The organism is Enterovibrio makurazakiensis (genome assembly GCF_050336585.1).
Classification (GTDB): Bacteria; Pseudomonadota; Gammaproteobacteria; order Enterobacterales; family Vibrionaceae; genus Enterovibrio; species Enterovibrio gelatinilyticus.
This window is the reverse complement of sequence record NZ_JAKJSE010000014.1, coordinates 90652-117112: the sequence shown is the minus strand read 5'-3', so window position 1 is coordinate 117112 and position 26461 is coordinate 90652. Positions and strand designations below refer to the sequence as shown.

Below are 26461 nucleotides of genomic sequence, written 5' to 3'. Positions count from 1 at the left end.
GATCCTCCGTTACTGTGCCTGAACACGCAGCTCTGCTGCGCTTCGGCTTTGGTGACCAAGCAGAGAGCGAACGTCTGCGGCTTTAGGTTTCACCAGATAGAATTTACTGATCCATTGTTCAAAGTCGGCGAGGATTTCCTGCGCTCGGCTGGAACCTGTGAGTTCCAAATGTTGATCAATGAGACCACGGAGGTGTTCTTGATGAATCGTTAAGTTATCGAGTGACAGCGCTTCAACCAATTCAGGGTTTACACGACCCGCAAAATCGCCCGTTTCATCCAGCACGTACGCAAAACCACCGGTCATGCCTGCACCGAAGTTGACGCCGCAATGCCCGAGGATAGCCACAATACCGCCGGTCATGTATTCACACGCATTGTCGCCAGCGCCTTCCACCACGGCTAAAGAGCCTGAGTTACGTACGGCAAAGCGTTCACCTGCTGTACCAGCAGCAAACAATTTACCGCCGGTGGCACCATACAAACAGGTGTTACCGATGATGGTCGATTCGTGGGAGCGGAACGCAGAGCCGACAGGTGGCTTGATAATGATCTTGCCGCCCGCCATGCCTTTACCGACATAGTCATTGGCATCGCCGGTGAGCGTGATATGCACGCCACCCGCATTCCAAACGCCCAGAGATTGTCCTGCTGTACCTTGCAATTGGATATTGAGCGGTGTGCCCGCCATTCCTTGGTTGCCATAACGTTTCGCGATGGCACCCGACAAGGTCGCGCCGATAGAGCGGTCGGTGTTTTTCACGTTGAGGTAGGTGCTCGCTGGCTGACGCTTTTCGATGGAATCAGCAAACGTGCCCATGAGCGTTTGGTTCAGCAAGGCTTTATCAAACGGTGGGTTTGGCTCTGTCCAATACACGGATTTGCCTGCCACAGGTGTCGGGGATTCCAGGATGCTGCTCAAATCGAGTTTAAGCTGCTTGGCTGTGAACCCATCAACCGCTTCAAGCAAGTCTGTGCGACCAATCAAATCGGTGAGTTTCTCAACGCCAAGCTCTGCCATAAGCTCACGCACTTCTTCGGCAAGACCTTTAAAGAAGTTCATGACTTGCTCTGGCAAGCCTTTGAAGTAGTCGCGGCGCAGGGTGTCATCTTGCGTTGCAACACCGGTTGCGCAGTTGTTTAAGTGACAGATACGCAGGTATTTACAGCCCAGAGCGACCATTGGCGCAGTACCAAAGCCGAAGCTTTCAGCACCCAATATGGTGGCTTTAATAATATCTAAGCCGGTTTTCAACCCGCCATCCACTTGAAGGCGGATCTTATGACGAAGGCCGTTAGCCACCAAGGCTTGTTGGGTTTCTGCAAGGCCAAGTTCCCACGGGCTACCGGCGTATTTGACGGAGGTCAGTGGGCTTGCGCCTGTGCCGCCGTCATAACCGGAAATGGTGATGAGATCGGCATAGGCTTTCGCCACACCCACCGCGATGGTGCCAACGCCAGGTTCAGACACCAATTTTACAGATACCAGCGCCTCAGGGTTCACTTGTTTGAGATCGAAAATCAGCTGCGCCAAATCTTCAATCGAGTAAATGTCATGGTGTGGTGGCGGTGAAATCAGTGTTACGCCCTGTACTGAGTGACGAAGACGCGCAATTTCTGCCGTGACTTTGTGGCCTGGTAGTTGTCCACCTTCACCCGGTTTTGCACCTTGCGCCACTTTGATTTGCAACACATCAGCGTTGGTCAGGTAATGCGGCGTTACGCCAAATCGACCTGAAGCAATCTGCTTGATTCGCGAGTTGCGCTCAGAGTTAAAGCGGCGTGGATCTTCGCCACCTTCGCCCGAGTTGGAATTACCGCCAAGGCGGTTCATCGCAATCGCGAGGGCTTCATGCGCTTCTGGGCTCAGAGCACCAATGGACATGGCGGCGGAGTCGAAACGTTTAAACAGTTCGCTGGAAGGTTCAACGTGCTCAAGAGCGGCTGGCTTTTCGACGGGCTTGAGGCGCATCAAATCGCGAATTGACGAAACAGGGCGACTGTTGACGGTTTTCGCGTAAGTCTTGTAATCGACACTTTCGCCGGATTTCACCGCAGATTGCAGCGAGTTCACGACATCTGGGTTATACGCGTGGTATTCGCCATTATGGACGTATTTGAGCAAGCCACCGTGTTCGAGTGGTTTACGTTTGAGCCAAGCGCGACGTGCCAGATTGATAAGGTCTTGCTGGAAGTCATCAAAATCTGCGCCTTGAATACGGCTTGCCACACCTTTAAAGCAAAGGTTTACCACGTTGTCATTAAGGCCGACGGCTTCAAACAGCTGAGAACAGCGGTAAGAGGCAATGGTTGAGATACCCATTTTAGACATGATTTTAAACAGGCCTTTATGGATACCATTTCGGAAGTTAAGTGCCGCTTCCGCCATGGTTTTGGCAATGACCTTGTTGTCGACCATCTTGCCGATGGACTCATACGCGAGGTAGGGGTAAACCGCTGTCGCGCCAAAGCCAAGCAGAACGGCAAATTGGTGTGGATCGCGAGCAGACGCGGTTTCGATAACAATGTTGGCATCACAGCGTAGATTGGCGTTCACCAAGCGTTGTTGGACTGCACCTACCGCCATGGCTGCTGGAATCGGGAGTTTGTCTTTTGTAATGCCGCGATCTGACAATACAACCAATACTGTGCCGTCACGAACGACGCGTTCTACTTGGTCACAAACATCAATAATGGCTTGTTCGAGATCTTTCTCTTCTGGGTTGAAGTTGATGTCGATAATGCTGTTTTGATAATACTCATCGTCCAGTTCAAGTAACTGCACCATGTCTGAATAGAGTAGGACAGGACTTTTGAATGAGACGCGATGTGCGTGACCATCGGTTTCTGAGAAGACATTTTTCTCACGACCAATCGAGGTTGCCAGCGACATGACGTGGTTTTCACGCAAAGGATCGATCGGTGGGTTGGTCACCTGCGCGAATTTTTGTCGGAAGTAATCCGCAACGTTTCGTTCTTTGGAAGAGAGCACTGCCATCGGCGTATCATCACCCATTGAGCCTGTTGCTTCTTGACCAATGTCACCGAGAACACGCAGCACTTGATCGAGCTCTTCGCCGGAGACGCCATAGAGTTTTTGATAAACCTGAAGTTCATCATCGTCCATGCTGCGCTGACTTGCGTGATCGCTTTGATCCATGTCTTCAAATGGCGTGAGGCGTCGAACGTTTTTGTCGAGCCACGCTTTGTACGGGTGGCGACCTTTGAGATCGTTGTCGATGTCGGCAGAGTGCCAGACTTCACCGTCAAAGGTATCAATAACCAGCAGCTCACCAGGGCCAACACGGCCTTTCTCTGCGACTTCATCCGGCGCATAATCCCAGATGCCCACTTCGGAGGCGAGGGTGATCAGTTTGTCTTTGGTGACAACATATCGCGCAGGGCGCAGACCATTTCGGTCGAGGTTACACGCGGCATATCGACCGTCTGACATGACGATGCCAGCTGGGCCGTCCCACGGTTCCATGTGCATGGAGTTAAAATCGTAAAACGCGCGTAAGTCTTCATCCATGTCTGGGTGGTTTTGCCATGCTGGTGGTACAAGCATGCGCATCGCACGGAATAGATCCATGCCGCCAGCCAAAAAGACTTCCAGCATGTTATCAAGGCTAGAGCTGTCAGAGCCTGTTTCATTAACAAACGGCGCGGCTTGTTCTAGGTCAGGCAATAGCGGCGATTTGAATTTGTAAGCACGGGCACGGGCCCATTGGCGGTTGCCTTCAATGGTGTTGATTTCACCATTGTGCGCCAAATAACGAAACGGTTGAGCCAATGGCCAGCGAGGTGTGGTGTTGGTTGAAAAACGCTGGTGGAACAAACAGATCGAAGACTCAAGGCGAAGATCAGCGAGATCAAGGTAGAACCTTGGCAGATCAGCAGGCATACACAAGCCTTTGTAGACAATGGTACGCGTCGACAGGCTGGTGATATAAAAATCAGGGTCTTCTTGAAGGGCTTTTTCTGCGCGGCGACGGGCGATATACAGACGTCGCTCAAGGTCACGGGCGCGCCAACCAGCAGGACCGTTGATGAAGACTTGCTCAATGGTAGGGACTGAGCTTAAGGCAATTTCACCCAGTACGTCTGAGTTTGTTGGCACTTCGCGCCAACCGACGATAGACAGGGTTTCGGCTTCAATTTCCCGCTCAAAGATCGCTTTGGCTTTTTTTGCCTTCTCGGGATCTTGGCTGAGGAATATCATGCCGACGCCATAGAGTTTACTGAGGGTCCAGTTGTTCTCTTCGGCAATAATACGGAAAAAGTTATCGGGCTTTTGAAGTAGTAAGCCGCAACCATCACCGGTTTTCCCATCGGCGTTAATCGCGCCACGGTGGGTCATTCGGTCTAGTGCGGAAATAGCGGTTCGGACAAGTTTGTGGCTTGCCTCGCCCTCGGTATGGGCAATGAGGCCAAAGCCGCAGTTGTCTTTCTCCAGCATTGGATCATACAGCGACATTGCAATTCTCCCTTGCGACTGCTCCAAGCAGTGACTGCAGTTCTATGCCTTCCTGGCATTTAGGTTGAGTCATTGTGCTCAACGGTATTTATTTTGGGCAGAACAACTTATCGGTTAATGATGACTAGGTCAAATTTCGTCACATCACATTAACCTCGTTTTTAAACAGATATATATGTCGAATTGTAGGGGGTGATGTAGCATTTTGTGGTGGTTTTTTTAACTCTGTCGCAGAGATTCACTTATCCGTATGCTGAGAATCATCTAAGCGTGTTGCTGGCTTTTTGCGAGGAGTTGGGGAAGTTGAGGCGGAAGTGACACGAATGCTGGGAATCAAAAAGAAAAAAGCCAGCCGCGGGGGCTGGCAAAACTGGAAGATAACACTTACTTATAGTTATGCGGAGAGCATCAAAGAGTCTGCTTTAGCCTCAAGATGCGTATCACCCATTAGATAAGTATCAATTGCACGGGCACATTCGCGGCCTTCATTGATACAACGTACAACGAGAGACTGACCAGTACGCATATCGCCAGCGGCAAATACGCCTTTTTGACTTGTTTGATAATTGGTCGCTGCGACGTTGCCGCGGTCATCCAAGGCAACATCTAGCTGCGCAAGCACACCGTGAGGTTCTGGGTGGAGAAAGCCCATTGCCAAGAATGCGTTATCACAAGGGATAACACGCTCAGAGCCTGCGACCTCTTCAAAGCCTGGACGTTCGCCTGGCGCTGCATCTTTCCAAACAATATCAGCGATACGTAGTGCTTTTACATTGCCTGCATCGTCACCGATAAATTCTTTGGTCAGGATGTTCCAATGACGATCACAACCTTCTTCGTGAGAAGTCGAGGTACGCATGATCATCGGATATTGCGGCCAAGGCATATTAGCGGGACGCTTCTCTGGTGGGATCGGCATGATTTCCACTTGGGTAATGCTCTTCGCACCATGACGGTTTGATGTACCTACACAGTCAGAACCGGTATCACCACCACCAACAACCACGACGTGCTTGTCTTTTACGTGGATTTCTTCAGTTTTCAAATCCATGCCGTTTGCACGGCGGTTGTTTTGACCGAGGAATTCCATCGCAAAATGAACGCCTTTCAGATCGCGACCCGGGATTGGCAAATCGCGTGGCACGGTTGAGCCACCTGTTAGCAATACCACATCGAAATCTTGACGGATTTGCTGTGCGTTAACGGTAACACCGACGTGAGCATTTACTTCAAATTGAACGCCAGCTTCGGCCATTAGGTTGATCTTACGATCGATAATGTCCATACCTAGCTTGAAATCAGGGATGCCGAAACGTAGCAAACCACCGACTTTCTCATCACGTTCAAAGACGGTGACGGAATGGCCTGCACTGTTAAGTTGCTCGGCAGCAGACAGGCCCGCTGGACCTGAACCGATGATCGCCACTTTTTTACCGGTGCGAGACGTTGGGATTTTTGGTTTGGCATAGCCTTCACGGTACGCCGTCTCAACGATGGTTTTCTCGATATTACAAATCGTGATTGGGTCTTGGTTAATACCAAGAACGCACGAAGTTTCACAGGGAGCAGGGCACACACGTCCTGTGAATTCAGGGAAGTTGTTGGTAGAACTTAAAATGTTCCACGCTTCTTCCCAGCTGTCGCGATATACCGCGTCATTGAATTCAGGAATGATGTTACCGATTGGGCAACCGTTATGACAAAACGGTACGCCGCAATCCATACAACGTGACGATTGCTCGTTAATCTTTTCACCAAACTCTTCGTTCAGGACAAATTCCTTGTTGTCTTGAATACGAACAGCAGGGTCTTTTTTGCCCGGGAGTTCACGGCCAAATTCTAAAAATCCAGTTGGCTTACCCATTTACAGCCTCCACTTCTTCCTTGTTTGCGGCTTCTGCTTTGCGTTGTTCCAGCACAGCTTTGTAATCGCGTGGCATCACTTTCACAATGCGCTTGAGGTTCTCATCAACATTTGACAAGAAGGTCTTCGCAACGGCACTGCCAGTCAATGTTTGGTGCTTACCAATCATTTCTTTCAGCAGTTCGATGTCTTCTGCATCCAATGGATCCAAGTCAACCAACTCAGGGTTTAGCTTAGATTCAAAGTTTTCAAATTGATCCCAGATATAAGCAACGCCGCCGCTCATACCCGCTGCAAAGTTGCGGCCGGTTTGACCAAGAACGATAGCAACACCACCGGTCATGTATTCACAGCCGTGGTCGCCAATGCCTTCAACAACCACTTTCGCGCCGGAGTTACGAACACAGAAACGCTCGCCTGCTACACCGCGAATGAATGACTCACCAGAGGTTGCGCCATAGAAACAAACGTTACCTACAACAATGTTGTCTTCGGCAATGATGTCGCTCTTCGCATCTGGGTACAGCACCAAAGTACCGCCAGACAAACCTTTACCCCAGTAATCGTTCGCGTCGCCTTCGACTTCGAACTTCACACCTTTCGCAAGGAATGCACCGAAGCTTTGACCTGCAGAGCCTTTGAATTTCACATTCATTTGCTCAGGTAAGCCTTGGTCTTTGTAAATTTTCGAAATCTCATTCGACAGCATGGTACCGGCACTGCGGTCCGTGTTGACGATAGCGAACTCGGCATCCACTTTGCGGCCTTCATAAAGCGCACTAGAAGCGACTTCAATCAAGCGGCGATCCAGAATGGTTTCAAGACCGTGGTTTTGCTCGCGCTGGCAGTACATGCCGTCGCCTTCGCGTGGTTCTTCTTTGTGAAGAACAACGTTGAGGTCAAGATTCTGGTATTTCCAGTGACCCACATCGCTACGTACTTTCAAATGCTGAGATTGACCGACCATTTCATTAATGGTGCGGTAGCCTAGCTCTGCCATGACTTCACGCAGGCCTTCAGCCATGTAAGTGAAGAAGGTCACGATGTCTTCTACGCGGCCGTCAAAACGTTCACGCAGGGTTTTATCTTGTGTTGCGATTCCAACAGGACAGGTGTTGAGGTGACACTTACGCATCATGATACAACCTTCAACAACCAGTGCTGCGGTTGCCACGCCCCATTCTTCAGCACCTAGTAGTGTTGCCACTGCAAGGTCTCGAGGTGTTTTCATCTGACCATCTGATTGAACGACGATACGGTTACGTAGGCCGTTTTTCAGCAGTGTTTGGTGTGTTTCCGCCAAACCCAGTTCCCATGGCAGACCCGCGTGTTTGATTGACGACAGTGGTGATGCACCTGTACCGCCATCAAAGCCCGCAATCAGTACAACGTCAGCTTTTGCTTTTGCTACGCCTGACGCGATGGTACCTACACCTGCTTCAGAAACCAGCTTGACGTTGACACGTGCTTCGCGATTCGCGTTCTTGAGGTCATAAATCAGCTGCGCCAAATCCTCGATAGAGTAGATATCGTGGTGTGGCGGTGGAGAAATTAGACCGACGCCAGGGGTGGAGTGACGTGTGCGACCAATCCAGTCATCAACTTTGTGACCTGGAAGTTGACCACCTTCACCTGGCTTCGCGCCTTGCGCCATTTTAATTTGGATCTCAGCGGCATTGGTCAAGTAGTAAGACGTTACGCCGAAACGACCCGATGCAACCTGCTTGATCGCAGAACGTTCCCAATCGCCGTTTTCTTTCTTCTCAAAACGTGCTGGGTCTTCGCCGCCTTCACCTGAGTTAGATTTCGCGCCAATACGGTTCATGGCAACAGCAAGGGTAGAGTGCGCTTCATGTGAGATAGAACCAAAGCTCATTGCACCTGTAGCGAAACGCTTCAGGATGCTTTCAATTGGCTCAACCTCTTCAAGAGGAATGCTGCCCGCTGGGTTTTTCACGAAGTCGAACTGGCTACGAAGCGTTGCAGCGTCATCACCTTGGCTGTCTACTGCGTGGCAATACTCTTTGAACTGCTTAACGTCTTTGTTACGCGTTGAGTTTTGCAGCAAGTGGATAGTTTCAGGGTTGAACAGGTGCTTTTCACCACGTTGTTTCCACTGATACACACCACCTACATCCAGCATTTGCACGGGGATTTCACGGGTTGGGTAACCCAGACGGTGACGGATCAGTACTTCTTTCGCAATGTCATCAATGCTCAAGCCTTGAATACGTGAAACCGTGCCGGTGAAGTATTTGTCGACAACTGCTTTACTGATACCCAGTGCTTCAAAGATTTGTGCGCCGTGGTAAGACTGAAGGGTTGAGATACCCATCTTCGAGAAAATTTTCAGCAAGCCAGCGTTGATAGACTTACGGTAGTTCTCGAACAACACATCCACATCTGCTTCAGGATCCAGCTTCTTCGTGCGCTGTAGATCGACCAAAGTTTCGTAGACCAGGTACGGGTTAACAGCATTCGCACCGTAGCCAACGAGTGTGGCAAAGTGATGGGTTTCACGAGCATCGCCCGTTTCGATAACAATGTCCGCTTTTGCACGAAGGCCTTTACGGATCAGGTGGTGGTGAACTGCGCCAACTGCAAGCATCGCTGGGATAGCAGCATGGTTAGAGTTCACGGCACGGTCAGTCAGAAGGATGATGGAGTAACCATCGTTAACGGCATCTTCTGCATACTGACAAATACGTTTTAGTGCACGCTCTAGCTTGCCATTCTCGCCGCTTGCGCGGAATACGATATCCAGCGTTTTCGCTTGAAGGTGATCGTTATCGATAGCGCGCAGTTTTTCGAGCTCTGCATTGCTCAGAACGGGGGTTTCCAATTCTACTTTACGGCAATGCTCAGGTGTTTCAATCAGCAGGTTCTGGTCTTGACCTAGGTAGGTTTTCAAAGACATAACCATACGCTCACGGATCGGGTCGATCGGTGGGTTGGTGACCTGTGCGAACAATTGCTTAAAGTAGTTTGATAAGTGCTGAGATTGGTGAGACAGAACAGCCAATGGCCAGTCTGCGCCCATGGCACCAAGAGGCTCTTTGCCATCTTTTGCCATTGGCAGAAGAATCTCATTTACTTCTTCAGTGGTGACACCAAACGCTTGTTGATGATGCAGCAGACGAGCTGGTGAAGGCTGGTGGTTTTTCGTGCCAGCTTCAGGAAGCTTATCGAGTTGCAACAAGTTCTTTTCAACCCACTCTTGGTAAGGTTGAGCAGAGGCAATTTCGTTCTTCACTTCTTCATCAGAAATGATGCGGCCTTGTTCTAAGTCAGCAACGAAGATACGACCAGGTTGCAAACGACCACGGAAGTGAACATTTTCAGGTGCGATTTCTACAACACCTGACTCGGATGCCATGATGAGGTAGTCGTCTTTCGTCACGGTATAGCGGCTTGGGCGAAGACCGTTACGGTCAAGTGTTGCACCAACTTTCACGCCATCGGTGAAACATAAAGAGGCTGGGCCATCCCATGGTTCCATGATGTTGGCGTGGAATTGGTAGAAAGCACGGAGTTTAGGGTCCATGTCTTTCTTCTCTTGCCAAGCTTCCGGCACCATCATCATTAAGACGTGCGGCATGCTACGACCAGAAAGGGTCAGCAGTTCTAGCGCCATGTCGAAGTTAGCCGAGTCCGATGCACCTTCTTGACAGATAGGCAGTAGCATCTTGAGCTCTTGATCGCTAAACAGCTTTGATTCCAGCAGGGCTTCGCGTGCTTTCATCCAGTTCAAGTTACCACGAACGGTATTAATCTCACCGTTGTGTGCAATGTTACGGAAAGGCTGTGCCAAGCGCCAACGTGGGAACGTGTTGGTCGAGAAGCGGGAGTGAACCAGTGCCAATGCCGTGACCATCGAAGGGTTTTGCAGGTCTAAGAAGTACTGAGGAACTTGCTCAGTTGTTAGCTGACCTTTGTAAACGAGGGTCTTGGCGGAGAAAGAGTTGATGTAGAAATCGTCGCCAATGTTCGAGATGCTTTCTAGGCAAACACGTACTGTGTAGTTACGAAGCACAAACAGTTTACGTTCAAGTTCATCAATTGAAAGGTGGTCGCCACCGGTGACAAATGCGTGTTCGAATTGAGGTTCTGTGCTGAGTGGGTCAGCACCAATCATTGAATTGTCGGTTGGCAATACACGATAACCGATCACTTCTAACTCAAGACGTGCAGCATTACGCTCGAAGATGTCACGGCACTGCTGGCGTTTGTTCTCATCTTTCGGGAACAACATAACACCAACACCGTACTTATCAGCAGATGGCAGTTGGAAGCCTTGCTTACGGGTTTCTTCGAGTAAGAATTCGTGAGGTTTTTGTAAAAGAATACCTGCACCGTCACCACTACAAGGGTCACAGCCTTGGCCACCGCGGTGTTCCATGCGGGCCAGCATATCAAGTGCCTGAGTAACAATCGCGTGCGACTTTCTGTTTTTTAAGTGGGCTACAAAGCCAATACCACAGGCGTCATGTTCCATTTCGGGCACATAAAGCCCCTCTGTGCGTAGCACTGAATCAGTCATTTTTACGTCCTTCCAGTTGACACAAATGCAGCGGGCGCATTTGTCTTCCCTTGCTGTACCTGTTGCGGGTACAGGCTGAGCGGGTGCCAATTTTGAATAAACAAACATTGTCTATTCGCGGTACCCAAGCCCGGTAACTACTTTGAAAGTAGTCACCTTCTCCGTTCTGCAATCCTATGCAGTAGTGCTGCGTTTCATTTGAATAGCCAGATAAGTCACTGGATAAGTGCCATATCTCGCGAATTTTATTGCTCACAATTTAGACGCAGCTGTAGCTATCCTACATATTTCGAAATTTAATTACCATCAAAAATTGCCAATCAATTGCTCTGAAATCGCCTTCTCTTGACTGTGTTTTCGAAAATAATGAATAAAAAATCGCCCATCTGGGGTGGGGGTGAATATTGATGTTTTCTCCGAAGACGCTTCCTTAACTTGAGGAAATTGAAATGTAATTAACTTTCATAAGAAGTGGCTAAATTTAAATCAACATTGATTTGATCGAGGTTTTCAGTGACGTATCGGTGATAGTATCCCGCGCTTTTTTATTCCCCCTCTCAATCTAACAATGCAGGTAGACGACAATGGAGCTTCATCACTTGGTGAATACCTTTGGTCAGGACTTACAACGCAGGTATGGCGAAAAAGTTCACAAGCTAACGCTTCATGGCGGATTTAGCTGTCCTAACCGTGATGGAACGATCGGGCGAGGAGGGTGCACGTTTTGCAATGTCGCCTCATTTGCGGATGAAACGGCGCAGCAGTTATCGGTGTCAGACCAACTCTCTCGCCGCGCGATAGAGGTAAACAGAGCCAAGCGTTATTTGGCGTATTTTCAGGCTTATACCAGCACTTATGCGGAAGTGGAAAAACTGAAGGCGATGTATGAAGAAGCCTTAAAGCACGCCGATATTGTCGGGCTTTGTGTTGGCACTCGACCTGATTGTGTGCCAGATGCGGTGCTTGATCTTCTGGCGAGCTACAAAGATCAAGGGTTTGAGATTTGGCTTGAGCTCGGCTTACAAACAGCCAATGACAGAACATTGCAACGCATTAATCGTGGTCATGATTTTGCATGCTATGACAGAGTAACTCGCCGAGCACGTGCATTGGGCTTGAATGTTTGTACGCATTTGATCGTGGGTTTACCGGGTGATACTAAAAATGATCACATTCAAACCATTGAACGCGTCGTCGACACGGGCACGGATGGTATTAAGTTGCATCCGCTGCATATTGTTGAAGGCAGCATCATGGCTAAATCATGGCGAGCAGGGCGTTTACAAGCTATCTCTCTTGAAGACTATGCCGATAGTGCCTCTGAAATGATTTTGCGGACGCCTGCAAACATCGTTTATCACCGTGTGTCGGCAAGTGCACGTAGACCTACGTTGCTCGCTCCTGAATGGTGTGAAAATCGTTGGTTAGCCATGACAGATATCGCACGCTCTTTGACAGTTAAAGGTGCACAAGGAAGTTTGATTGGCGATCCGTTTAATGCCGCACAATAGTGTGACAAGCGTTTAATTGTCAGAAAAATTAGTAAGCCCTGTTCGTGTTCTCTCATATCAATGTGGCAAGATAAAGCGTGATGTTTATTCAAAAATACAATGCTGCTTCAAGGATGTTGAGCAAAGGACGAGTTAATGAGTGAGTGGGTGCCCTTCGCGGTATTGATTCTATCTGTGGTTTTCTTCGTGGGGTCTTTCTTGATTTCCCGCCGACGTGTGATGTCAATGAAGACGTGGCAGGCTTATCTCGCAAACCTTCATTCTCCGAAGGCAATGGTGAGTGAAAAAGACGGCAGCATTCTCTACGCTAACCGAAGCTTCGTTCGCCTATTCAATATTGAGCATGAGAACAACGCTTATCGCATTCAAGGTGAACGCGAGCGTCAGTCAATAGAAGCCTTGCTTGCCAATCGATGCTGGCCACACCCATTTATTGAAGTTACCCCTGATTTTCGATCATCGTCGGATACCCGTGTTCGACGCTATGCGCGTTTTTCTGCACTTCCAGTTTGGTGCAATGGGCAGCGGACTTGGATTGTTTCATTAGAACCTGAATCGGACTCTATCTATAGCGAACCGTTTGTCGAGAACGATAATCAGATTTTTCGAAGTGTCATTAACTCGCTTGCAGAACTGGTGTGTTTTCAAGACAGAGATGGCAAAGTTGTTGGTTCCAACCTGGCCTTTGATCGGTTTTGGGAAGGGAGAGAAAAAGAAGGTGTGCTCCTTCACTCTCATCGAGGAATAGAAGGCCGCCGAACACAACAAAGTTGGACGACTAACCCTAATGGCGATAGTTGTTTGCTTGAAACTAGCCAGACTGTTTTGCGAGATGACCATAATCGAATCTATGGCACCTTGAGCATTAGTCATGACGTGACAAACTGGCACATGATGCGACAAGTCATGGAACAAGAAATCGAGGCGCGACAGGAAGTGGAGCAGCAGCTCAAGAAGCACTCCAACGTCTTGGCTTCTATATTCAAAGCCAGTGTCGACCCTATTGGTATTTACAACAAAGACTATGAGTTCCTAGGGGGTAATGCTGCGTTTGCAGAAGCTATGGGTGCGACGCATGATAACCTTGAAGGCGAGCATGCTGTTGATGTGATGGATCCGGAGATCCTGACTCAACATCAACGTATTGACGTACCTGTGATTGAGCAAGGTAATACCGTTAAATACGAAGATTTGGTCATGAAGCGTGATGGATCTCAGGTTTGGTATGAGCTAACAAAAACCCAATTCTGCGACCCGACTGACGATACGATCGGTGTGTTAGTTATTGCTCGGGACGTGACCGAGCGGAAAGCGACTCAGCAAGAACTGGCTGATGCGATCATGGAGCTTGAAGAGTTAAGTTTCATGGACGGATTGACCAAGGTAGCCAACCGACGCAGCTTTGATGAGCAGTTAGTGAAGATGTGGCACTCACACATTCGCGAACAAGAGCCGTTGTCGTTGATCCTCTGTGATATTGATTATTTTAAACCCTTCAATGATAACTATGGTCACCAACAAGGCGACACTGCGTTGCGTCGTGTTGCGGAAGTCTTCCAACATGTGATTCGTCGTCCATTAGATGCGGTTGCACGCTATGGGGGTGAAGAATTTGCCATTTTGCTTCCTAATACGTCAGAAGAAGGGGCTCGAGTGGTGGCAGAAAACATTGCGTACGAGCTTTCTCTTGCAAATATTCCACATGAATTCTCCAAAGTCTCAGAGCGCCTCACGCTGAGCCAAGGTGTCGCTACCTTGTACCCTAAAGCTGGGCAAGATTACGGCGATGTAGTATCGATGGCTGATAGGGCGCTATATCAAGCCAAAAATGCGGGGCGTGATCGGATTGCGTCAAATACTGAGGCTAAAGTAGAAACATCCTAATATTCCTCCCCATCGTGTACAGCTAACGTCTTAAGTGGCTCTGCGCGTCTTTTTCTTTTTCTTCCCAACGTGCAACGCTATCATGGCTGCAATTCACGTTGATCAGGAAGTTCAATGAAGCAGATAAAGCTATTAGCGCAATATTATGTCGATTTACTTGTCAAACTCGGCATTGTTCGCTTCAGCATGTTGTTGGCACTTGCATTGGTGGCACTTGCTGTCGTTGTGCAAGTGGGAATCACCTTATTTCTTAGCGGCACCGTTCATGACAGCGATATTGTTCGCTCTGTTTTCTTTGGCCTGCTTATTACACCTTGGGCGGTGTACTTTCTCTCCGTTGTCGTTGATCAACTTGAAGAGTCACGCCAACGTCTCACCAAATTAGTGGCAAAACTTGAAGAAATGCGCGCTCGCGACATGGAACTCAATCGCCAGCTTACGGATAACATCACCCAGCTAAATTTAGAAATTGAAGAGCGAAAACGCGCGGAAGAAGCCCGTGAAGAAGCCATGCTCGATCTTGAAAACGAAGTGTATCAGCGGGAAAAAGCGCAGGTAGAATTGGCAGAACAAACCGCGCTTCTTCGTTCCTTTATTGATGCCTCTCCTGATTTGATCTATTACCGTAATGAAAAAGGCCAGTTCTCCGGCTGCAACAAGGCAATGGAAGAGCTGACAGGTAAGAAAGAAACAGACTTAGTGGGACTAACCCCGTGGGATGTCTACAGCGAAGATGTCGCCAGCAAGGTTGTTGAAACCGATCAGCAAGTGTTTGATAACCGCGTCTCTCTCACTTACGAGCAGTGGCTCGAATACAAAGATGGCCGAAAAGCCTACTTCGAACTGCGTAAACTCCCGTTTTATGCGCGTGATGGACGCCGATTGGGGTTGGTTGGCTTTGGTCGAGAGATCACTGAACGTAAGCGTTATCAAGATGCCTTAGAAAAAGCCAGTCAGGACAAAACCGCATTTATCTCAACCATTAGCCATGAGTTACGCACTCCTCTAAATGGTATCGTTGGCCTAAGTCGAATGTTGCTCGACACCAAACTCTCTGACGAGCAATTGGGGTACCTGCGAACCATTCATGTAAGTGCGATTACGCTAGGCAATATTTTTAACGACATTATCGACTTGGATAAATCGGATCGCAGCCGTTTGGCATTGATGCCGGAGCCTGTCGATTTACCTGATTTTGTCTCTGAAATTGATAACATTAGTGCGCTGATGGCTGAGCAAAAAGGTCTGCGGTTTAGCCTCGATAGATTGACCTCTCTGCCTGCCTCTGTCAAAGTTGATGCAACGCGTCTTCGTCAAATTCTGTGGAATTTGGTGGGGAATGCCGTGAAATTTACTAAGCAAGGTGCCGTGAATGTCACAGTGAGCTGTGATGTGGAAGACGATACGGCCTATCTGCAATTTGATATTGAAGACAGTGGAATTGGTATTCCCCAAGAGGAAGTCTCTAAAATATTCGCTATGTATTATCAAGTGCAACAAGGCGAAGATAATTTGCACGCGGTAGGTACAGGTATCGGTCTCGCGGTGTCGCGTAAGCTGGCGCGTTTGATGGGCGGTGATATTACTGTTGATACCGAAGAAGGAGAAGGCAGTACGTTTACGGTTTCTTTGGCTGTGCCGATTTGCGAATCAGCTGTGAATACTGAAGTGGTGAGAGTTGAGCAAAGTCCGCTTCATATTTTATTGGTAGAAGACATCGAACTGAACATTACTGTGGCGTTGAATTTGCTTGAGAGTTTGGGCCATACAGTGACTGTTGCTCGAAGCGGACAAGAAGCGTTAGATACCTTCCCTACTGAATCGTTTGACCTGTTGTTGTTGGACATTCAATTGCCAGACATGACAGGATTCGATATCGCAAAGGTGTTAAGAGTGAGTGGCAAATCATTGCCGCCATTAGTGGCTTTGACTGCCAATGTTATCAAAGACAAAACAGAATACATCCGCAAAGGGATGGATGACGCGATCAGTAAACCTATCAGTGTCGCAGCCGTCACCGATGTGATTGAGCGTCTAGCTTTGCAGAGTGAAGCTGATCACGAGTTAGTGATTGAGTCTCGCCGCCATCAGCCAGCGACAGAGATGTTTGAAACCTTGTTAGACCTCGATATGTTGACCTCTTATGTCGATATCGTTGGTGCGGAACCTGTTTATCAAAGTATTGCCATGTTTGAAGAGGTGATGCCTGACTACCTGAAGATTTTAGACAGTAACATGATGGCGAAAGATCAGGATGGCATTGCCAGTGAGGCGCATAAGATAAAAGGTGCAGCTGGTTCAATTGGTCTGAAACATATTCAGAAGATCGCCCAGAAAGCTCAATCTCCTGAACTGCCTGCATGGTGGGAAAATATTGATGATTGGGTTGATGAAATCAAAGAAGGTTACAAACACGACTTGAGTGTACTGAAGGAGTGGCTGGACGAATACAGCAAGTAGCCCTGCAGTTTGCTATGAAGCTATGAAGCCATGACGAAGGGATGAAAGTTGACGCTTTTGTCCCTTTTCTTTTAGCTGGATTCTGCCAATCAATATGCGGGTGGAAGCAGACAACAAAAAGGCCTGCAATGCAGGCCTTTTCAGTATGTGTCGTTTGCGTCACTGAAGATTAAATATCTTCAAGCTCGCCGCAGAAACGGTAACCTTCGCCGTGGATCGTAGCGATGATTTCTGGCGTATCACCAAATGACTCAAAGTGCTTACGGATACGACGGATAGTCACGTCAACCGTGCGGTCATGCGGCTTCAGTTCACGGCCAGTCATCTTTTTAAGAAGATCAGCACGTGTTTGGATTTTGCCTGGGTTTTCACAGAAATGCAGCAGAGCACGGAACTCAGAACGAGGCAGTTTAAACTGCTCTTGATCTGGGCTAACCAGTGAGCGGCTGTTGATATCAAGCGTCCAACCATTGAATACATAGCTTTCTACTGAACGCTTGTCTTCTGGCAGAGCGCCTTGGCTCATTGCGCGAGTTAGCAAGTTGCGTGCACGGATAGTCAGTTCACGTGGGTTAAATGGCTTGGTGATGTAATCATCCGCACCGATCTCTAGACCCAAGATTTTATCGACTTCGTTGTCGCGGCCAGTTAGGAACATCAGCGCCATGTCGCCTTGTTCGCGTAATTCACGCGCAAGTAGCAGACCATTTTTGCCTGGCAGGTTGATGTCCATAATGACCAAGTGAACCTGACTGTGAGACAGCACTTGATGCATTTCTTCGCCATCGTTGGCTTCTAGAACCGTGTAACCTTCTGCTTCAAAGATACTTTTTAGCGTGTTACGGGTTACGTGTTCGTCTTCAACAATCAGAATATGAGGGGTTTGCATTGGCGTTACCTAATTTCTTTAAGGAATCTGGTATTAACAATCACAGAGTACTCAGACTCTATGAAGAAAATTTACAAACAGGACAAGTATATCAAACATGTTCAAGTTGCTTAACAAGCATACTTTCCTGATACAAACGCCATCCTTAGAGAAGGTGATTGCAGATGCGGTTAATCGCGCTGCATGCTACTAGTCAATTCAATCTGACTAGCAAATCCATTGGATAGGGTGATTGTATTCATTTAACAGCGTGCTAACAATATTTAGTAATAAATCAACGCAACTTTTTTTAATCTTTATTGATATACGTCAATCTCAGCCGCTGTGGTCACAAATGATGGAATATTGTGTCAAAAAGCGCTTTAGAGTTTACCAGTAAGTTTAATCTATTTCGTAATATTACAACAGCTGTGAAAATTGTGTAACAACATGGTGGTATCACACCACTTTGTGTTGAAACGGTCAACCGTTTCACTAAGAGAGTAATGCGGTTTTCTTAGCCATGTGTGCAAAATCTGAGTGTTTTCTCGAAGAACAATCAAAGGATAGTATTTGTTGCTTAATATTTGATTTTGAACATTTTAATTTTATATTTCTCGCCATTTTTGTGACGTTTAGTGTATTGCCATATTCGTTGGGTTGTAAGAGGGTCTCATTTTGAGGCGGACGGACGGGCATTACTCGCTGCTGTTGCTACTTTTATGGGGTATACGTCAAGCAGAGGAAAATGACATGGACGATTTATTGCCAGACATTAGTGATGCACACGGAGACGAAGTTCACTGGATCCCTATTCAATGGCGGGATTTTGGTGGGAATCCTGCATTTTCAGGGCGAGCAGAAACCTTGAGGTGTTTCGAAGACAATACCAAGGTCAGAGATATCTTGGGTAAACCTGGCCAAGGTCGAGTGCTGGTGGTTGATGGTCACGGTAACTTGAACAAAGCACTATTGGGGGATCAACTTGCTGAGTTAGCCGTAACAAATGGGTGGGAAGGTGTTGTTGTATTCGGTGCCGTGCGTGATGCGGGCGCATTGAGCAATATGCAGTTAGGTGTAAAAGCCTTGGGTGTGTGTCCGATAAAAACAGAGAAGCGTGGAGCAGGTGACGAAAATGTTCCTCTTCGCATCCATGATGTCCCTATCTCTCCAGGAGACTATGTATTTGCTGATCTGAACGGGGTGATGGTAAGTCAACACCCCATTGAGTTTGGTGAACACGAAAAGTGAGCAATGAATAGTAAGCCATAAATAAAGGTGTTGGATATTGCAGTTAGAAGCGGTATCCGACACCCAGCTGATAGTTGGCTGAGGCCGCGGGTTCTTGATTCAAGCTGTAATCAAACTTGGCTTCAAGGTTCAACTTTTCTGTGAGTCTGAACTGACTGCTCATTCCCACGCTGCCAACGGTTTCTTCATTGACACGCTCTGCTTGAACCGAACTCCCAAAGCTGAGCGAATCGCTAAAATTAAACTCTAACCCGCTGAGCACACCTTTAGCACTGGCGTTGTAGTCTGACTCCGTGGTCATTTCCGTCGCCAAGTAGACATTAATGTTTTTCAGAACGGGATAATGATAACCAGAGCTCATGGTCCAGCTGTCAAAGTGTTGGCCACCTGTTGACACTGAGTGCGAAAACCATGGTGTTTGGTTATTGTCTTCTATGTATTCATACAGCGGTAACGAACCCTGCGCGAATGTCAAAAAAGCCACTGATTGCAGGGTGATGGCAAGCAAGAATTGTTTCATTGATACCCTCCCTGATTCGTTTTTATTTGATTGCGTGATTCAGTCTAGCTCACTTGTCTTAAGTTTGTTACTAGACTGTCATGAAATTTGCGCCACTTCTAACTCACCTCTGCCATAGCGATGTCAGTACATTGCCGCCATGACGAGGTGATTAAAAATGAAGCAATTTTCGCGCCTGAAATAATGACGTTTTTCTGTCAGAGGGTGCGTAAGCTCTCATATTTAAAGGTTGGAAAAACGAGATACCTCACTGTATGGGAATACATCGTTGAACTGGCCTTGCTGAATGTTGTTTTGAAGGCTCTTCCAGTAGTTAGCATCAAACAAATCTGAGTGCAGTTCGTCGAACAACGCTCGGATTTTAGGATTGATTAACAAAAAGGTGCGAAACTCTTCAGGGAAGACATCATATTCTCCCACGCTATACCAAGGCTCGGCGGCCATTTCATCTTCAGGAAAGCGTGGTGCTGGTATATGGCGAAAGTTCACCTCAGTGAGATAGGAAATTTCATCATAGTCATAGAAAATGACGCGGCTGTGGCGTGATACCCCAAAGTTTTTGAACAACATGTCTCCGGCAAAAATGTTGGCTGCGGCTAACTGTTTAATGGCATCGCCATACTCTTGCACAGCCTCACGCAATTCATCGTCATCAGCCTGTTCAAGATACATGTTAAGCGGGATCATCCGTCGTTCCATATATAGGTGGCGAATGTGCACTTCTTTGTTTGTCAGTTTGATGTTTGATGGGGCGACCTCTAACAGCTCTTCAATCAATGATTCACTAAAACGGTGTCGCGGAAATATGAAATGGCGGTAATCGAGTGTGTCGGCCATTCGACCCACACGGTCGTGTTCTTTAACTAACTGGTATTTCTCTTTGACCACGGCGTGAGTGACATCTTTTTGAGGGGCAAATTTGTCTTTTATGATTTTGAACACAAAGCCATAGGATGGCAGTGTGAACACGGACATCACCATGCCTTTGATACCGGGCGCGACAACAAACTGATCATCGGAATTGTCCATGTGTTGCAAGAACTCTCGATAAAGCTCGGTTTTACCGTGTTTCTGACAACCAATCGCCGTGTAGAGCTGTGCTGGCGTTTTGTGAGGCATCAGTTGATTCAGAAAATCTACGAGTGCTGCCGGCGCAGGGGCGTACACCATAAAGTAAGAGCGAGCGAAACCAAAGATGACACTTACTTCATCAGAATCGGTGATGCAGGCATCGACATACAGCTCACCGTGAGAATTGACTAGAAGCGGAAGGACTAAAGGACGGGTTTGATTTGTCATATCAATTCGTCCGATTAAGTAAGCGGCCTTATTACGAAAGAAGGGCTCGCGCACCATATCGATAGTAATTTCGTTGGTCAATTGCGGCCCTAATCGGTGTTGAAGCGATTCAACAATACGATGGACATCTCGCGCCTTATTCACCCAAGGGAGCGTAAAAGGGGTGTCATCAAGGATGCGCTCAACGGTTTGAATAAGGTTTTGTTGTGAAGGGTAACGTTTTAGCAGTGGCGTTGGGTATTTGGGAATTCGGCCACCTTGGGAGCTGTTAACAAACAACTTGTCGCGACGAATATTTCGATGGTCGAACATCCGACAATAGACCGAGTTGAAAAAACTCTCCGCAATGTCGTACCGAGGATAATCGTCTAGTAGGTGGCTGTAAGACTCTTTAACGGCCATTAAAAATGAACGCGTAGCATGCTGTTTGTCCAGCATGGTTTTTAGCTGTTGGCTTACCAGTGCCACATGATGGTCGTAAAAGTTAATGCGGGTTTTTAGTGCGCTTTGCACGCTTTTCCAGTCTCGCTGTTCAAACCGTTCTTGTGCGCCAGCAGTGACATCTAAAAAGCGCCCATACATGGCGTCAGAGCCTTGTAATATGGTTTGTGCAACCAGTTCCTCCATTTCAACAGCCATGGTTCCCTCCTTTGCCATTGGTGGTTTTCTGTTCGATTCAATTCACTATGTCGTGCTCACTGAACAATCGCAAGCGTCAAGGGGCGGAATGCTGCGCTCTCTCATCTTTTAATAATGTTAATTTAATCTTGCGAATTGATGCGTTTTTTTGACAGATAACTTAAATTTTTGTTGACCTGATACCCTGCCTTGAGTAAAGGTTATAAAAAAGCAGCAAGGAAGGTCCGAAGCGATGCTTCATACAGTCGGCACCACGAACATTATTACCATTATTACCATCACCACAGGTGAAGGTGCGGGCTGACATGCACAGAATTTTTAAAAGAAGCCCGCACTAAAAAGATGTGCGGGCTTTTTTTTCGCTTATTTGTTATTGAATCTTCGGATTCAGGAAGGAGTTGGAGGTAAGGATGCGAGTTTTAAAATTTGGTGGCACATCGCTAGCCAATGCGGAACGATTTAGCCGCGCAGCAGAGATCATAACAAGCAATACCTGTCAAAGTGACGTATCAGCGGTATTGTCCGCCCCCGCAAAAATCACCAATGCATTGGTCGATGTCATTGATAACACCGTCAAGCATGGTGAAGCAGACAGCCAAGTCGCACTCATCGAGTCAATTTTCTCGGCGCTATTTGATGGCCTTGCTGATATGGAAGCGGATTTTGATAAAGCTTCTTTGTACGTTGAACTAGAACGCTCAATTGGCCAGCTCAAGCAATACATTCATGGTATTGCACTGCTAGGCCTTTGTCCTGACAACATTTACGCCCGCATTATCAGTAAAGGTGAACGCCTCTCTATCGCGACCATGTCAGCCTTGCTGCAAGCCCGCGGTCACAAAACATTTGTGATCGACCCTGTACATTATCTGCAGGCGAAAGGGGATTACCTTGAAGCCATGGTTGATATTGAAGTCTCTTCAGACAACTTCAAGCGAGAGCCAATTCCTGCGAAACACATTGGTCTTATGCCTGGGTTCACGGCTTCTAACGAAAAAGGTGAGCTGGTGACTTTGGGCCGAAACGGTTCTGATTACTCTGCAGCAGTGCTTGCCGCGTGTGCGCGTGCCGAGTGTTGTGAAATTTGGACTGACGTAGATGGCGTATATAGCTGTGACCCACGTTTGGTGCCGGATGCGAAGCTACTTAAGTCACTCAGCTACCAAGAGGCAATGGAACTGTCTTACTTTGGTGCTAAAGTCCTCCACCCGAAAACCATCCTTCCCATCGCGCGTTTCCACATTCCATGCTTGATCAAAAACACGGCCAACCCTCAAGGTGCAGGGACGTTGATCGGGATCGACAATGGTGAAGATAAGCTGGCAATCAAAGGCATTACCACGTTGAGTGACCTTAGCATGGTGAACGTGTCAGGGCCTGGCATGAAAGGCATGGTAGGTATGGCGGCTCGTGTATTCGGTGCGATGTCTACCGCTGGCGTTTCTGTTGTGCTTATCACTCAGTCTTCTTCTGAATACAGCATTAGTTTCTGTATTGAAGCTGACGATAAAGCGTTGGCTGAGCGTGCGCTGCACGATAGCTTTGAGCTTGAACTAAAAGACGGTTTGCTAGAGCCCGTTGATTTCGTTGATAACGTGTCGATTGTGTCATTGGTCGGCGATGCAATGCGTACCGCGAAAGGCGTAGCGTCTCAGTTCTTCACTTCATTGGCTGAAATGAACGTCAACATCGTGGCGATTGCGCAGGGCTCCTCTGAGCGCTCAATCTCTGCGGTTATTCCTGATAACCGTGTATCAGAAGCGGTGAAAGCGTGTCACGAGAACCTCTTTAACAGTAATCACTATCTCGACGTGTTTATTGTCGGCGTGGGTGGCGTAGGCGGTGAGTTGGTTGAGCAGGTTAAGCGTCAACAAGCCAAACTGGCAGGGCAAGGCATCATCATTCGCGTTTGCGGCCTTGCGAACAGCCGTCAAATGAAGCTAGATAGTAAAGGCATCGACCTGAACAACTGGCGTGAAGCGTTGGTGAATGCAGAAGATAGCTTCAGTTTGCCACGCATGGTTAAGTTGGTTGAGCAAAACCACATCATCAACCCTGTATTTATCGATTGTACTTCTGATCAATCGATCGCTGATCAGTATGCGGACTTCTTATCTGCAGGCTTCCACGTGATCACACCGAACAAAAAAGCCAACACGGCTAGCATGGCCTACTATCAGCAGCTTCGAGCGGCTGCGCGTGGAACACGTCGTAAGTTTATGTACGACACCACGGTTGGTGCAGGCTTACCCGTTATTGAGAACTTACAGAACCTAATTTCAGCGGGTGATGAGCTTGAGAAGTTCACTGGCATTCTGTCGGGCTCATTGTCTCATATCTTCGGTAAGTTAGATGAAGGCCAGAGCTTTAGCGAAGCGACCACCGTTGCGCGTGAAAGTGGCTTTACCGAACCTGACCCACGTGATGACCTGTCCGGTATGGACGTTGCACGTAAATTGTTGATTCTTGCGCGTGAAGCAGGAATGAACCTTGAATTGGAAGATGTTGACGTTGAGCCAGCACTGCCGCCGGGTTTTGATGCATCAGGTGATGTTGAAGCCTTTATGGCCAAGCTGCCAGAGGCTGATGTTTACTTCAATAAGATTGCATCAGAAGCGCGTGAAGAAGGCAAAGTGCTGCGCTACATCGGTAGCATCGACAACGGTCAATGCTCGGTGAAGATACAAGCCGTGGATGCAGACGACCCAATGTTCAAAATCAAAGAAGGCGAGAACGCCTTAGCATTCTACAGCCGTTATTATCAGCCAATTCCTCTGGTATTGCGTGGTTACGGTGCGGGTACTCAAGTTACCGCGGCCGGCGTGTTCGCTGATTTGATGCGTACACTGGGTTGGAAGTTAGGGGTGTAATGATGAGTGTTGTTGTTTATGCGCCAGCGTCGATCGGTAACGTGAGTGTAGGTTTTGACGTATTGGGCGCTGCAGTGTCTCCGATTGACGGAACACTGCTAGGGGATCGCGTACAAGTGGCAGACGGTGGCAACGTACCATTTAGTCTACATTGCGTGGGTAGCTTTGTTGATAAGCTGCCAGACGTACAAGAAGATAATATTGTTTACCAAAGTTATGTCGTGTTTTGCCGCGAAATGGAAAAGCGCGGTGAGCCGGTACGCAATATTTCCATGACGCTAGAAAAGAACATGCCAATTGGCTCAGGGTTAGGGTCAAGTGCATGTTCTATCGTTGCCGCTTTAGATGCATTAAATCGTTTTCATGATAATGCCCTTGATGAAACCACGCTTCTGGCCCTGATGGGTGAAATGGAAGCCGCGATTTCTGGCAGCCTACATTACGATAACGTGGCACCTTGTTATCTGGGTGGTTTGCAGTTGATGGTGGAACAAATGGGCATCATCAGCCAGCAAGTGCCTTGTTTTGATGAATGGTACTGGGTTATGGCGTACCCAGGTATCAAAGTCCCAACAGCTGAAGCACGTGCGATTTTGCCTGCGCAATATCGTCGTCAGGATGTGATAAATCATGGTCGCCATCTGGCAGGCTTTATCCATGGCTGTTACTCTGGTCAGCCGCAATTAGCGGCGAGCATGATCAAAGATGTGGTTGCAGAACCGTATCGAGAAAAGCTGTTGCCAGGCTTTGCGGATGCCAGACGTTACGCAACGGATGCCGGTGCGCTTGCTACAGGCATTTCAGGCTCAGGCCCAACGCTATTCAGTATCACTGACGATAAAGAGATTGCTGAACGCGTCGCTAAGTGGCTACAGGATAACTACGTTCAAAATGAAGAAGGATTTGTCCACGTCTGTCGATTGGATGTGACCGGTTCGACAGTGACAGGAAGTGAACTATGAAGCTTTACAATATCAAGGAAAACGACGAGCAAGTCTCGTTCGGACAAGCGGTAAAACAAGGTCTTGGCCGTAACCAAGGATTGTTCTTCCCGAGTGAATTACCCGCATTTGATGATGTTGACGCACTGCTAGAGAAAGACTTTGTATCTCGCAGTACCGACATCCTGTCTGCATTTATCGGCGATGAATTGCCACAAGAAACCGTGCGTTCGATGGTTGAAAATGCATTCCAATTCCCTGCGAAAGTCGAAAAAGTCACCGACAGTGTGAGTGCTTTGGAGCTATTCCATGGCCCAACACTAGCGTTTAAAGACTTTGGTGGTCGCTTTATGGCGCAATCACTGGCTGCCGTGTCTGACGGCGGCAAAGTGACCATTTTGACGGCGACGTCGGGTGATACAGGCGCAGCAGTTGCCCATGCGTTTTACGGCATGGAAAACATCAACGTTGTTATCCTTTATCCGAAAGGCAAAATCAGCCCGTTACAGGAAAAACTTTTCTGTACCTTGGGTGGCAATATTCACACCGTGGCGGTTAACGGCACATTTGATGATTGCCAGACCATGGTGAAACAAGCATTTGATGATGCTGAACTTCGCCAAGCGATTGGTCTCAACTCGGCTAACTCCATCAACATCAGCCGTTTGATGGCGCAGATCTGTTATTACTTCGAAGCGGCTTCTCAATTGACGCCAGCGCAACGCGAAAACTTGGTAATTTCAGTACCAAGCGGCAACTTTGGTAACTTAACGGCGGGTTTGTTGGCAAAAGCGATTGGCTTGCCAATCAAACGCTTTATCGCTGCGACCAACGTGAATGACACCGTGCCACGCTACCTGAAAACCGGAGAGTGGACGCCAACCCCAACCATTCCAACATTGTCGAATGCGATGGACGTGAGTCAGCCGAACAACTGGCCGCGTATCGAAGAGCTATGCCAACGTAAAGGTTGGGGCTTGAACGAATTGGCTTCTGGCGCTGTGACGGATGAAGAAACGGCTGATACGTTAAAAGCTATGTTTGACGCAGGCTACTTGTGCGAACCACACGGTGCGATTGCGTACCGCTTGTTGGAAGAGCAATTGCAGGATGGTGAATACGGCTTGTTCCTTTGTACTGCGCACCCTGCGAAGTTCAAAGAATCGGTAGATGAGATTCTGGGACAAGATATCCCATTGCCAGGTCCGCTGGCGAAACATGCTGTGATGGAGCTGTTGTCGGCTGAACGCGATGCTGATTTTGCTCAGATCCGCGCTTACCTCATGGATGTGGCTGGCTAAGAAAAAGCCCCACTGAAAAGCGGAATGCACAAATAAA

13 protein-coding genes and 1 other annotated feature are annotated in these 26461 nt (G+C 48.0%); of the genes, 7 read left to right on the top strand and 6 right to left on the bottom strand.

Annotated elements, in window-relative coordinates:
* Positions 1-9 precede the first annotated feature (9 nt).
* From gltB (L4D06_RS11870) to gltB (L4D06_RS11860), 3 genes are all read right to left on the bottom strand, one after another.
* Positions 10-4476: a glutamate synthase large subunit gene (gene gltB, locus L4D06_RS11870; protein ID WP_429739584.1), complete on the bottom strand. Its 4467-nt coding sequence runs from the start codon at positions 4474-4476 to the stop codon at positions 10-12.
* 394 nt (positions 4477-4870) lie between these two features.
* Entirely contained in the window at positions 4871-6340 is a 1470-nt protein-coding gene (locus tag L4D06_RS11865; RefSeq protein WP_429739582.1) for a glutamate synthase subunit beta, read from the bottom strand.
* Positions 6333-10880: a glutamate synthase large subunit gene (gene gltB, locus L4D06_RS11860; protein WP_274165001.1), complete on the bottom strand. Its 4548-nt coding sequence runs from the start codon at positions 10878-10880 to the stop codon at positions 6333-6335. Before gltB (L4D06_RS11860) ends, L4D06_RS11865 begins: the two co-directional genes overlap by 8 nt.
* A 584-nt stretch (positions 10881-11464) precedes the next feature.
* Here gltB (L4D06_RS11860) and mnmL point away from each other — a divergent pair.
* The 3 genes from mnmL (at position 11465) to arcB (ending at position 16735) form a co-directional block, all read left to right on the top strand.
* On the top strand, positions 11465-12391 hold the full coding sequence (gene mnmL / locus L4D06_RS11855; RefSeq protein WP_274165000.1) for a tRNA modification radical SAM protein MnmL/YtqA: 927 nt from the start codon (positions 11465-11467) through the stop codon (positions 12389-12391).
* 135 nt (positions 12392-12526) lie between these two features.
* On the top strand, positions 12527-14275 hold the full coding sequence (locus tag L4D06_RS11850) for a sensor domain-containing diguanylate cyclase (RefSeq protein ID WP_429739579.1): 1749 nt from the start codon (positions 12527-12529) through the stop codon (positions 14273-14275).
* 114 nt (positions 14276-14389) lie between these two features.
* Positions 14390-16735: an aerobic respiration two-component sensor histidine kinase ArcB gene (gene arcB / locus L4D06_RS11845; protein WP_429739577.1), complete on the top strand. Its 2346-nt coding sequence runs from the start codon at positions 14390-14392 to the stop codon at positions 16733-16735.
* Between the two features lie 169 nt (positions 16736-16904).
* On the opposite strand, the gene arcA is transcribed toward arcB, so the two are convergent.
* Positions 16905-17624 carry a two-component system response regulator ArcA gene (arcA, locus tag L4D06_RS11840; RefSeq protein ID WP_028023885.1) on the bottom strand — a complete coding sequence of 240 codons (720 nt, stop codon included), beginning with the start codon at positions 17622-17624 and terminating at the stop codon, positions 16905-16907.
* A gap of 732 nt (positions 17625-18356) precedes the next feature.
* Here arcA and L4D06_RS11835 point away from each other — a divergent pair.
* The gene (locus tag L4D06_RS11835; protein WP_274164997.1) at positions 18357-18854 is read left to right on the top strand and encodes a putative 4-hydroxy-4-methyl-2-oxoglutarate aldolase; all 498 of its coding nucleotides are present in this window, start codon (positions 18357-18359) and stop codon (positions 18852-18854) included.
* A gap of 43 nt (positions 18855-18897) precedes the next feature.
* Here L4D06_RS11835 and L4D06_RS11830 read toward each other — a convergent pair whose 3' ends face one another.
* Both L4D06_RS11830 and aceK read right to left on the bottom strand, forming a co-directional pair.
* Entirely contained in the window at positions 18898-19374 is a 477-nt protein-coding gene (locus L4D06_RS11830) for a hypothetical protein (protein ID WP_429739575.1), read from the bottom strand.
* Between the two features lie 222 nt (positions 19375-19596).
* A complete protein-coding gene (aceK, locus tag L4D06_RS11825) occupies positions 19597-21312 on the bottom strand; it encodes a bifunctional isocitrate dehydrogenase kinase/phosphatase (RefSeq protein WP_429739573.1) in 1716 nt (571 codons plus the stop codon).
* Between the two features lie 242 nt (positions 21313-21554).
* Positions 21555-21673: a sequence feature (Thr leader region), on the top strand.
* Positions 21674-21722: 49 nt separating this feature from the next.
* Here aceK and thrA point away from each other — a divergent pair.
* From thrA to thrC, 3 genes are read left to right on the top strand one after another with little or no spacing between them, the layout of a single operon-like run.
* Positions 21723-24182 (top strand): bifunctional aspartate kinase/homoserine dehydrogenase I, encoded by a 2460-nt coding sequence (thrA, locus tag L4D06_RS11820; RefSeq protein WP_274164994.1) that lies wholly within the window; start codon positions 21723-21725, stop codon positions 24180-24182.
* A 2-nt stretch (positions 24183-24184) separates the two neighbouring features.
* On the top strand, positions 24185-25144 hold the full coding sequence (gene thrB, locus L4D06_RS11815; protein WP_274165034.1) for a homoserine kinase: 960 nt from the start codon (positions 24185-24187) through the stop codon (positions 25142-25144).
* Entirely contained in the window at positions 25141-26424 is a 1284-nt protein-coding gene (thrC, locus tag L4D06_RS11810) for a threonine synthase (protein WP_429739572.1), read from the top strand. Before thrB ends, thrC begins: the two co-directional genes overlap by 4 nt.
* Positions 26425-26461: the final 37 nt, after the last annotated feature.